8 protein-coding genes are annotated in these 12,136 nt (G+C 54.0%); 7 read left to right on the forward strand and 1 reads right to left on the reverse strand.

What is annotated here, in order from left to right:
• Positions 1-129: 129 nt before the first annotated feature.
• The 4 genes from ABEA92_RS06050 (at position 130) to ABEA92_RS06065 (ending at position 7,992) form a co-directional block, all read left to right on the forward strand.
• Entirely contained in the window at positions 130-1,143 is a 1,014-nt protein-coding gene (locus tag ABEA92_RS06050) for a nucleoside hydrolase (protein ID WP_345682906.1), read from the forward strand.
• 391 nt (positions 1,144-1,534) lie between these two features.
• The gene (locus tag ABEA92_RS06055; RefSeq protein WP_345682907.1) at positions 1,535-4,186 is read left to right on the forward strand and encodes a DUF1592 domain-containing protein; all 2,652 of its coding nucleotides are present in this window, start codon (positions 1,535-1,537) and stop codon (positions 4,184-4,186) included.
• 553 nt (positions 4,187-4,739) lie between these two features.
• Positions 4,740-5,528, forward strand: coding sequence for a GxxExxY protein (locus ABEA92_RS06060; RefSeq protein ID WP_345682908.1), 789 nt, complete (start codon positions 4,740-4,742; stop codon positions 5,526-5,528).
• 1,036 nt (positions 5,529-6,564) lie between these two features.
• Positions 6,565-7,992: a DUF1552 domain-containing protein gene (locus ABEA92_RS06065; RefSeq protein WP_345682909.1), complete on the forward strand. Its 1,428-nt coding sequence runs from the start codon at positions 6,565-6,567 to the stop codon at positions 7,990-7,992.
• A gap of 71 nt (positions 7,993-8,063) precedes the next feature.
• On the opposite strand, the gene ABEA92_RS06070 is transcribed toward ABEA92_RS06065, so the two are convergent.
• Positions 8,064-8,531, reverse strand: a complete 468-nt coding sequence (locus tag ABEA92_RS06070) for a hypothetical protein (RefSeq protein WP_345682910.1) — start codon at positions 8,529-8,531, stop codon at positions 8,064-8,066.
• An 836-nt stretch (positions 8,532-9,367) separates the two neighbouring features.
• On the opposite strand from ABEA92_RS06070, the gene ABEA92_RS06075 reads away from it, so the two are divergent.
• From ABEA92_RS06075 to ABEA92_RS06085, 3 genes are read left to right on the forward strand one after another with little or no spacing between them, the layout of a single operon-like run.
• Positions 9,368-10,855: a RecQ family ATP-dependent DNA helicase gene (locus ABEA92_RS06075; protein ID WP_345682911.1), complete on the forward strand. Its 1,488-nt coding sequence runs from the start codon at positions 9,368-9,370 to the stop codon at positions 10,853-10,855.
• A gap of 37 nt (positions 10,856-10,892) precedes the next feature.
• The gene (locus ABEA92_RS06080; RefSeq protein WP_345682912.1) at positions 10,893-11,111 is read left to right on the forward strand and encodes a hypervirulence associated TUDOR domain-containing protein; all 219 of its coding nucleotides are present in this window, start codon (positions 10,893-10,895) and stop codon (positions 11,109-11,111) included.
• Positions 11,108-12,127 carry an SDR family NAD(P)-dependent oxidoreductase gene (locus ABEA92_RS06085; protein ID WP_345682913.1) on the forward strand — a complete coding sequence of 340 codons (1,020 nt, stop codon included), beginning with the start codon at positions 11,108-11,110 and terminating at the stop codon, positions 12,125-12,127. The genes ABEA92_RS06080 and ABEA92_RS06085 overlap by 4 nt, the downstream gene beginning before the upstream one ends.
• The last annotated feature ends 9 nt before the right edge of the window (positions 12,128-12,136 follow it).

Consider the following 12,136-nt stretch of genomic DNA (forward strand, 5'->3'; position numbering starts at 1 on the left):
GTGCATTTTTTCAGTGCTACCATCCCCCCCTGTCGCCCCCCGACGATGAAGACTGCTGGTTCCGTGCGACAATGTCGCTCTTCGGTTGGCCAAAAACGGCTAGCCAAATCAGCAATCTCCCCTGATGCCATGAAATACTTTGTCCAAGTTTGTTTGTTGTTTACTGCAACCACGTACGTTAACGCCTCGGATCCCGTTCCCGTTACGCCTGTACCCGTTATTTTTGACACGGACATGGCGGACGATTGCGATGATGCGGGCGCGCTGGCGATCTTGAACGAATTGGCCGACCGCGGCGAAGCGAAACTACTGGCGGTGATCACCAACCGCGCCGACGCCGCAGGGCTGTCGGCGGCTGCCTGTGACGTGATCAACACGTTTTATGGCCGCGGTGATGTCCCGATCGCGACCGACAAGGACGGCGCGAAGGTCCCTTGGAATCATCCGAGTTCTTACACGCCAGCGTTGGCGACGGGATTCCCGCACGACTGTCCGAGCGACCAACAGTGTATCGACGCGCTGCGTCTGTATCGCGAAACGTTGGCGGCGGCAGAGGACCATTCGGTTGTGATCTGTAGCGTCGGAGCACTCAGTAATCTGGAAGACCTGCTGAACTCGTCGGCTGATTCGGTCAGCCCGCTGAGCGGCGAAGAGCTGATCCGTACCAAGGTGAAACAGACCGTGATCATGGGAGGCCACTTTCCTCGTTCGGCCAAACCGGAAACGAACCTTCGTCTCGACCCTGCCGCCGCCGTCAGCGTGACCAATCGCTGGCCAGGCGAGATCATCTGGCAAGGCTTCGAAGTGGGCGCGGCACTGCGATGTGGCAAGTCGCTGCAGGCGTGCGGAACGGACAATCCTGTGCGTCGCGCGTTTGAACTGCGTCCGTACCTCGGTGGCGCTGCGATCGACCATGGCAAACCTGCACATGATCAAGCCGCCGTGCTGTTAGCCGTTCGCGGTGTCCAAGACGAGTACTGGACGATCAGCCCGACGGGCCGCGTCATCATCGATTCGGACGGACACAGCGAATGGAGATCCGGTGGAAAGAAACGGCATCGCTACGTGGCAATCCAAGGGCGACCGGACAGGCTCGAAAAATTGATCGATGAATTGATGGTCCGCAACCGAGTCACTGAATGAGCGTCCACAAAACCAGCTTAGCAGTACAGTTTTGATCGTCTCCCCAAGTCAGTCGTCGCTGCGAAGCCTCAGGTAGCGAAACTTGCGAGTGAGTTTCGGGGGCATCCGTGATCGAACGAAAGTCTTGACGGCTTGCTCGATTTGCCAGCGGCAACCGCCCCGGGCAAGGGGAAATGCTTTCGGGTGGCCGTCTACAGCCGAGCACGTTCCCCCGGACGAAACGAAACAGGATTTTCGCGACGGCCTTACGACGCCGGTGAACCAAGTTCGGCATAAGCAAATAGACTTGATATTTTTTGGTAACACATTCGTCGGTGGCCGGCATATAAAGGTGTGAAAGAGGTTTCGCCTCTGAATCCCCATTGCCCAAAAAGGTGCGGTTCACCGACGTATGACAAACGCTCATATCAAGCTGCCGGGAACGAGAAAAGCGATCGTCTACTTATTGGTCGCGGCGATGTCGATCATTCTCGTCGATACAGCGAATGCCCAGCGTATATCGAGTCATCTACAGACGCTGTACACCTTTGACGAGGACCAGGGCGATACCGTCCGTGATCGTTCTGGCGCGGGAAAGCCGCTGGATCTGAAGATCCAAGCAGCGAAAGGCGTTGAATGGAAAAACGGCGCATTGGTCATCCGTTCTTCGACCTCCATCGTTTCGGCCACCCCCGCCACGAAGATCATCGACTCGGTCAAGCGGTCCGGCGAAATCACCATTGAAGCTTGGATCAAACCTGCGAACAATTCACAAGCAGGACCTGCCCGAATCGTGTCGCTTTCCTCGGATACCAGTCAACGCAACGTCACCCTCGGACAAGACAAAGACATGGTGGATATCCGCCTGCGGTCGAGCAAGACCGATCGCAACGGATTGCCCTCGATGGCCAGTCCTCGGAAGTCGCTGCAACCGAAATTGACTCATGTTGTTTTCACTCGCGATCGCAAAGGAACGGCAACGATTTATTTGGACGGACGGAAAGTTGCCAACCGACACGTCGCGGGCGACTTGGGCAACTGGGACGCAATGCATCGGTTGATACTCGCCAATGAAGCCACAGGCGATCGCCCATGGATCGGTGAATTGCACATGGTGGCGATTTTCGCTTCCGCGCTCACGGAGTCGCAAGTGCAGCAGAACTTTGCAGCAGGATCAAAACCAAGTCCTCCGAAGCCACCGAGCCTGGCGTCGGTTTCAGCAAGTCTTTTTGAGCATGATGTGGCACCGCTGTTTGCCAAACACTGCTTGGAATGTCACGACTCGGCCATCAAGAAAGGGGATTTGGATTTATCCAGAAAGACCGCAGCCTTGGCGGGTGGTGAGAGCGGCGAGGTGATCGTGCCTGGGAAATCCGCAGACAGCCTGCTGTGGCAATCAGTGTCGTCCGACGAAATGCCCAAGGATCGTGCTCCGCTGAGCAATGATGAAAAGGCCGCGCTGAAGAGGTGGCTCGATAGCGGAGCGGTCTATTCGGTCGATCGTATCGATCCTGTGATTTACGTGCACGGCGGAGGCAGCAGCGACGTCTGGGTACAGCGGCTAACGGTCACCGAATACATCACCACGATTCGTCGCGCCGTGGAAGTCGATATTGCCAAGGAAGCGCAGGCGATTCTGCCGCCGGACCTGCGGGCGGACGGATTTCGTAACACGGCCTACAACTTGAGCGTCGATCTGAAGCACGTCGAAGCCTATGCTCGTTTAGCCGAAATCACGGTCCAACGCATGGATGTGAAAAAGTTCGCGGCAAGGTTCTCTAAAAGCACCAAATTGTCAACCGATGACACGATGCGTGACCATGTCGCGGCGATGGGGAAATGGATGTTCCGCGGACCGCTCAGTGAGCGTGAGATCAACGCATACAGCGGTATCGCGACGACGGTCGCCAGTGCCGGAGGTGATTTCGAACAAGCCATGGCGTACATCATCGAAGCGATGCTGCAGTCGCCTCGATTCATTTATCGAGTCGAACGTCAGCATGACGCCGGCGGCTCACGCGAAGTCGATTCCTACGAACTGGCATCACGGCTGAGCTACATCCTGTGGGGAGCACCGCCGGACGAAGCTTTGATGCAGGCCGCTGATCGCGGAGAGCTGCAGGACGCTGCGAAATTAAATGCTCAAGTAAAACGAATGCTGAATGATCCGCTGGCCAAAGACCGATCCGCTGAATTTGTGTCCGAATGGCTCAATCTGCCACGGCTTCGGAACATGCGTCCCGATCCAAAGCGGTTTCCAAACTGGAACGCAAAGCTCGCCGATGACATGCGAGACGAGACCTTGGCTTATTTCCATGACGTGGTGTGGAAAGAGGACCGTCCCCTGTCCGACTTGCTAGACGCCCAGTTCACCTACGCCACTCCCGAGCTGGCCACACATTATGGATTGAAACCGATTGGCAACGGTTTGCAGCGTTACGACGTTTCGTCGGTTCCCGGTCGTGGCGGACTGTTAACGCAGGGAAGCGTCCTGACCATCGGGGGCGACGGTGCGTCAATGGTCTCGCGTGGCTTGTTTGTGCTCGATGATCTATTGCGGGGCACGATCAACGCGCCGCCGCCCTGCGTCAATACCACTCCACCACCTACCAAAGCCGGATTAACTCAGCGTGGTATCGCCGAGCAACGCATCGCGGACGTAAAGTGCGGTGTCTGTCATGTGCGATTTGAACCGCTGGCGTTCGGATTGGAAAAGTTTGATGGCGTGGGCGTCTATCATGAGCTGGACCAATTTGGAAACAAGCTGCGAGACGACGGCGAAGTGCTGTTTCCAGGCGACGCCAAGCCGGTGAAATACCAGTCGTCGGCAGAGTTGATGAAGGTGTTGTCCGGCAGCGATCGAGTTCGTGAGAGTCTGACATGGAAGGTCACGCAGTTTGCGACGGGACGTCCCCTCACCGCCGCCGATGCACCGATCGTCGCCGCCATCCACAAGTCGGCTCAATCCGCCGGCGGAACGTACCCCAGTTTGATGACGGCAATTGTCCTCAGCGATCTCGTGCAAAAATCAAGGCCTACGGAAACAAGACACACAGGAAAATGAAACACAGCCGCCTTCATCTTCTTGTCATTCATCTTGCTGTAAAACAACTAGCTAGAAACGGACGCCCCCAGGCCGATTGAACAACGAGCGTGCCTAGCGATCTCGCCTAAGAATCGAGCCACCGAAAAAGAGATACAGGAAAATTGGTGACAGGAAAATGAAACTCAGCGGCCTTCATCTTTCTGCCATTCATCTTCCTGTAAACCAACACCCGAGAAACAGACGCCCCCCATGCCGATTGAGCCACGAGCGTGCCTAGCAATCTCGCCCAAGAATCGGGCCAACGAAAAAGATATACAGGAAAATTGGTGACAGGAAAATGAAACACAGTCGCCTTCATGTTCTTGTCATTCATCCTCCTGTAAACCGACTACCGAGAACCAGACGCCCCCATGCCCGTTGAGTCGCAAGCGTGCCTAGCGATCTCCTCCAGAAATCAGGGCCAACGAAAAGAGATACAGGAAAATGGATGACAAAAAAATGAATCACAGTCGCCTTTATCTTCCTGTCATTCATCTTCCTGTAAAACAACTCCCGAGAAACGGACGAACCGATGCCGATTGAGATGCGATTCACGCCTGAGCGTTGGGATCAGGAACGATTTACCAAAGTCGCCTACAATGTGCTTGGCAAGACCTTTGAAATTCACAAAGAGTTTGGACGGTTCTTTGACGAAGTGATCTACAAACGGGAATTAAGCTTTTGTGTTGACGATCTCTCGTTAGAAGAGCCCATTGAGGTTGTGTTTAAGAGTTATCGGAAACCGTATTTCATCGACGTATTGGCGGGGGCTGGAGCGATATTTGAATTCAAGGCCACCGAATCGCTAACGGAACGACATCGGTCACAGCTCATCAACTATTTATTACTTACCGGACTGCGTCGTGGAATGTTGATCAATGTGCGAACGGAAAAAGTTCAACATGAGTTTGTGAACTGCACACTCACGCCTTCCGATCGCAAGCAATTCGAGATCGACGACAAACATTGGCAGGCGGAAGCCCAACGTGATAATGATTTAAAGAACTGCTTGGTAGACTTCCTCCGTGATATCGGTGTTGGACTCGATATCACCCTGTACGTAGATTTCGCCACAGAAATCCTAGGTGGCGAGGAACAGGTCGTGCAGAACGTGGATATCGTTTCGCAGAACGGTAAACTGGGCACTCAGAAATTCAGACTTTGCCGGCCATGCGTCGCTTTTCGAATCACTGCACTCGTTGAACAGTTGCATGCTTTTGAACATCACGCCCGCAGAATCCTTAAGCACACGGAACTCAAAGCGATTCACTGGATCAACATCAACCGGTCGCTGGTCACCTTCAAAACCTTAACCGCGTAGCCCCTATCTTGCTTTCTTCCAACTACTTGTAAACCACATCCTAAGAAGCGGACAAACCGATGCCAATTGACTTGCGATTATTGTTAGCGATCTCGTCCATAAATCGGCGCCAGGAAAAAAGATATACAGGAAAATGGGTGACAAGAAAATGAAACGCAGTCGCCTTCATCTTCCTGTCATTCATCTTCCTGTAAACCAACTACCGAGAAACGGACGAACCCAGGCCGATTGACCCACCAGCGTGCCTAGCGATCTCGCCCAAGAATCGGGCCAACGAATCAGGACTTACAGGAAAATGGGTGACAGGAAAATGAAACGAAGTCGCCTTCATCTTCCTGTCATTCATCTTCCTGTAAAACAACTCCCGAGAAACAGACGACCCCATGCCGATTGAGCCCCCAGCGTGCCTAGCAATCTCGCCCAGAAATCAGGGCCAACGAAAAGAGATACAGGAAAATGGGTGACAGGAAAATAAAACACAGTCGCCTTCATCTTCTTGTCATTCATCTTCCTGTAAACCAACTCCCGAGAAACAGTCGAAACCATGCCCGATTGAGCCACGAGCGTGCCTAGCGATCTCGCCCAAGAATCGGGCCAACGAAAAAGATATACAGGAAAATGGGTGACAGGAAAATGAATCACAGCCGCCTTCATCTTCCTGTCATTCATCTTCCTGTAAACCAACTACCGAGAACCAGACGAACCCATGCCGATTGAGTCATGATCGTGCCTAGCGATCTCGCCCAAGAATCGGGCCAACGAAAAAGATATACAGGAAAATGGGTGACAGGAAAATGAAACGCAGTCGCCTTCATCTTTCTGTCATTCATCTTCCTGTAAACCAACTACCGATAGACAGACGACCCCATGCCCGTTGAGTCGCGAGCGTGCCTAGCGATCTGCCCCAGGAATCGGGCCAACGGAAAAAGAGATACAGGAAAATGGGTGACAGGAAAATGAAATACAATTGCCTTTATCTTCTTGTCAATAACCTTCCTGTAAACCAACTACCATCCCCACTGTTGGAGACCAATCAATGACGAATACTTGTATTGATCGACGGATGCTGCTTAAGGGGATCGGTGGCATCACCATCGGACTGCCGTTCCTTGAGGAGATGCTGGTTTCGACGGCTCACGCGGCTGAGAAGGCGATCGTTCCGGCGCGGGCCTTCAACGTTTTCTTTGGGCTCGGTATTCCGGCGCCGCTGCAAAAGGAAGGTTTTGCGGGAGTGCTTGAACCTCTGAAACCGCTTAGCAACAAATTGCTGATCATGCGTGGCGTCGACCATGTGCGTGCCGACGAAAAAGGAATCAATGCACACTACGATGGTGCGACCGCCGCCTTCACCGCCGAACCGCCAGACGGCGAAGCCAAAGCGGGCGGCGCCTCGATTGACCAGATGGTTCGCCGCGCCCACCACCCGAACGGTCTGCCGCCCGGGATGGTACCGACGTTGGTGGCGGGCACCTTCTTTCGCCGCAGTCGTGTTGGCCGCTACGTGCACAGTTTCACCCCCGATGGAACCGTGGCTGCGACGATGCAAGAGAAGCCTCGCGACGTGTTCGAGCGTGTCTTCGGATCACTGGCGATGCCAAACGAATCGATTGACGCGCGGCGTGATCGACTCAAACGTAGTGTGCTCGATACCGTCGCGGAGGAGTACAAGTTCTACACCGGAGCCAATTCGCCGCTGGGAAGGGCCTCGAAGGCACGGATCGTCGAGCATCTGGAACGGATCCGCGAGTTCGAGCAGCGAGCGTATGCGATGAAGTCAAAAAGCGATGGCGGACCGACGCTGCCCGCCGAATCGAAACTGTTGCACGGCGGCGCAGCGGATCCAGGAGGAATGGGGATCGACATCACCGTGGATGAACTCACCAGCGAATGGCGGTTGATGGCGGATCTGTACGCGATGGCCATTCAAATGGATCGCGTTCGTTTCGGTTCGCTCACGTTCCTTGCCGCGGGGGAACGCATTCGTTTGAAAGGCGACTACGAATATGACGGCCGCAAGATCTTTGCCTTCGATGATGCGGCTCAGCACAAAGCCTCGGGCGACAAGGGATGCAGCCACGAATGGTGGCACCAGTTCAACGAAAAGAAGAAGAACGAACAGCTACGTGCGCACGCCCACTTGAAGATGCGTGAAGTGGTCTACTTCCTGAGCCGACTGGACGATAAAGATTCCATCGACGCCAACGGCAAAACGATTTTGGATAATTCGCTGATCACGATCTCGACCGAATCAGGGGACGGGCGTCACAACGATGTCAAACGTGAACTTTCCGGTGTCTTCCATGCCATCACTGCGGCAGGTGGACGCTTCAAGACAGGCCAGATCATGGACGTCAATGCCGAAGGGCTAGACGTTTACAACACAATGCTGACCGCCATGGACGTCAACGATCGCCTCGGTCCCCAAAAGCGAAAAATGACTGCCGTTGATTCCATCCGTGCCTGACGCGGAACTGCATGGTTCTCTCGTGACGAAGCTCCGAACCGGCAATCATATGCAATGAGGTGCCATGTGAATCACCAGCAGGGCATGACTGCAGCCAAACGATCCTGATCGAACATCAACATCGTCATTCCCACTTGGTCATCAAGCCAGACATAGGTAACGACGCCCTGCGGGTCTCTCGCTTTGCCCATCGCGACACGCTCTGGTTCACCAATCTTTTGGATGACTGCGTCGTAATGGGTCCCCAATTTGATTCCTCGAAGGGTGACATCCAACATGTCGCGTGCCCAGACTTGTTCTTGCAACTCGGATTTGTCGATTCCGTGGGTCTTTCGACACGCTTCATTGTCCACATCAATCAAGACAAACCTCGCCGCGTAGCTCGGTGGTTCGGTTTGTGATGTTTCGGGTTCAAGCAATCTCGCGGCAACCTCGGTCCACTGAGGAATATCGAGCTCAGCGAATTGATCGTAAAGATGACTCTGCCCACATCCTGCAGCAATGCCGATCACCGCAACCAATTGCAACATTCGAATCATTTCGCACCTTTGTATCCGAGTACACAAATCGCTGAAGTCTCAGACCATCCTAACGCAATCTTCACCCCGTCACAAAACAATCAGGCAGAAAGTGTATAGAGATTTGAATTTTTTTTCCGGAGTGTGCTGGTGCACATTTGTGTGCATTCAATCGGTTGATGTCGTTTTGTATAGACAAGACGAAGACGGCAAACCTCGCGAATCGCGGCATCGATCGCGACATTCCCTATAGACTAGCTTCGTTAAACAACGCAAATTGCCTAACCTCGGACCGGATCCGCTCGGTCCGCAAACGAGCGTGATTGACCTCGGCGCCTGCAGCCATCCGGTTCTGCGGCAAAACAGCGAAGCGGACTAACCGAGCCAAGCTGAAACCGAGCTGGCGCCGACGAGGCAACGGCACGGTTTCGCCGTACTGCCCGCTCTGAAATGGGGCGATCCTGAATTGGGACGGTTTTGAATTGGGACGGTGCAAAATCAAGGTGGTCCGGGGGGCACTGAATTCAGCTTGCAGACTTTTATTTCAGCCAGCACATGATTGACGAATTGCCCTGTTGGTCAATGTCCGATCAGCCCTCGTGTCAACCCCGTGGGCGTGCCCGATATGGGATTTTCAGTTTCAGCTGAATTTTGCTCGGCAAAACGCCTGAATTCAAAAATCCCCACGCAGCGGGAACGCTAATTGCGTTATCGCATCGGACAGTGGAACCGCCATGTCAGTCAAACGCTGACGCGTGCTTTGCCATGGCGGTTCTGAAATACACACACCTTATCTGTCGGCCGCTGCGACTGCGGTTGGTCCGACGGTTCACCATATTTCAATCATTGAGATTGCAGTGACCTCCATCAAACAACTCCGTAATCGTCTCAGCGAAGATTTCGGATTTAAAAAGTTTCGACCGGGTCAATCCGAGGCTTGTAAGGCGGCGATGGAGGGACGGGACACGTTGATCCTGATGCCCACCGGCTCGGGCAAAAGCTTGTGCTACCAGCTTCCGGGACTGGCACTCGAGGGCGTGACGGTGGTAGTCAGCCCGCTGATCTCGTTAGCCGAAGATCAGGCCAAGCACATTCGCGAACTCGGATGCCAAGCCGCGATCCTAAATAGTTCGAAGTCAGCAAAACAGCTTCGCGAATCTCATCAAGACATCCAGTCGGGAAAAGCCGAGTTTGTCTTTACGACGCCTGAGCGGCTTCAGCAGTCCGACATATGTCAATTGCTGAGCGAGGTCGGAGTCGATCTGTTTGTGATTGACGAAGCGCATTGTGTCAGCCAGTGGGGACACGATTTCCGGCCTGACTATTTGTGTTTGCATTACGCTCGCCAACGACTTGGCAACCCTCCGACACTGGCAATGACCGCCACGGCATCGCCTCAGACGATCGACCAAATTGTCAGTTGCTTGAAGCTTTCCGATCCAGCGATTGTGGCGACGGGGACCCATCGACCGAATTTACGTTTGTCGGTGATGGCGTCGTATGGCGATGATGAAAAAGAGCGTCAGCTTCGATCTCTGTTAAGCGATGAATCGGACCTGATCGCGAACGAACCGGCGATCGTGTACTGCGCAACCACGAACACGGTCGAACGACTGGCTAACCGGCTTGCCGATCTGCCAATGCCGACACTTGCCTATCATGGCCGGATGAAAAAAGCGGATCGAATCAAGTCGCAGGAAGCATTCATGAACGGTCCGGCCGCGGTGATGTTCGCAACGAATGCCTTTGGATTGGGAATCGACAAACCGAATATCCGGCGAGTCATTCATCACGACATTCCCGGCTCGATTGAAGCTTATTACCAAGAGTTTGGCAGGGCCGGCCGCGACGGAGAACTCGCTGCATGTACGCTGCTGTACGACCGCGAGGATTTGCGACTGCAGAAACTGTTTGCCGGCGGCAGCCTTGATTCATCTCAGCTGCGAACCGCTCATCACACCTTGATCCAAGGCGTCCAGCGATACGGTGATGCTGCCGGATCAGTGTCTCTGAATGACTTGAAACAGATCAGTCCAGTAGGGCAACAAACGTTGAAAAATTGCCTACAGCATTTGGCGTCTGCGGGTTTGGTAGCACCATCGGGTCGGGGGCAATGGACTTGTCTTGTCGATCAAATCGACCACGAGGTGACGGACCGTCTGGCGGACGATTCACGATTGCGGAGCGAACATCGCCGGATCGCGTTGGATCAGATGGTCCAGTACGCCGAATCAACCGAATGTCGCTGGTCGCGGATTGCCAAACATTTTGCAACCCAGGACGAGCAGGCGGGCAACGAATGCTGCTGCGACAATTGCGTGGTCCAAGTTGCCAGCGTGGCCTAGTGGAACCAACCACATCGCATTTTCCGGAGAGAGAAACATGTCACAGAAATTTAGAGTGAACCAATATGTCCGCTGGAAATACGGAAGCGGCACTGCGACGGGACAAATCAAAGAATCGTATAAACAAAAAGTCACCAAGACGATCAAAGGAAGTGAGATCACGCGGAATGCCAGCGACGATGAACCGGCCTACCTGATCGAACAAGACGATGGTGACGAAGTGCTAAAAAGCGAAAGTGAGTTATCAGACGCATGAGTAAGTTAACCAAATTGGCGATCACCGCCGCGGCTGCTTACGGCGGTTTACATTTGGCTCGCACGATCGCCCGACACAACCGCGAGTTTTCCTGGCAAGACAAACGAGTGGTGATCAGTGGCGGATCACGAGGACTCGGATTGGTTCTGGCTCGACAATTGGCCGATCAAGGAGCACGGCTAGCGATTTGTGCTCGCACCGAAGAAGACCTCAATGTCGCTTGCAACGAACTGCGTCAACGTGGAGCCGAAGTATTGGCAAAACCTTGTGACGTACGAGACAAATCACAAGTTGCCGCGTTTATCGATGAAGTTGCACAGCAGTATGGCGGAATCGACGTGCTGATCAACGTTGCAGGCATCATCACGGTGGGACCGTTGGATTCGATGACGATGGACGATTTCGAAAATGCGATGAGAACGAATTGCTGGGGCGCGTTGCATACCATTTTGGAAACGCTTCCCCACATGCGAAATCAGCGATGGGGGCGGATTGTCAACGTCGCTTCATTGGGCGGCAAACGAGCGGTGCCTCACATGCTGCCCTACGCAGCAAGCAAATTTGCCTTGGTTGGACTTTCCAACGGGCTGCGTGCCGAACTGAAACAAGAAAACATCTTCGTCACCACCGCCTGCCCCGCATTGATGCGTACGGGCAGCCCACGCAATGCGATCTTCAAGGGGCAACATCGCCGCGAGTACGCATGGTTCAGTATCGGCGATTCGATCCCGCCTATGGCAATGAGTGCCGAAACCGCAGCAAAGCAAATCTTGACCGCATGTCAACACGGACGTGGCGAGGTGTTTATTCGTAATCCTTTGAATTTCACCATCGCGTTACAGCAAATGTTCCCCGAACTGACGAACGAAATCCTTGCGATCGCCGCCAGCGTGCTGCCCGAAATGGGCGGGATCGGACGCCGTGCTGCGAAGGGACACCAAAGCGAATCCAGTTGGTCGCCATCGGTTTTGACGACATTGACGCAGCAAGCGGCAGTGCAGAACAACGAGGTTTAATAGGTCCTC

Source organism: Novipirellula caenicola (assembly GCF_039545035.1).
GTDB lineage: Bacteria > Planctomycetota > Planctomycetia > Pirellulales > Pirellulaceae > Novipirellula > Novipirellula caenicola.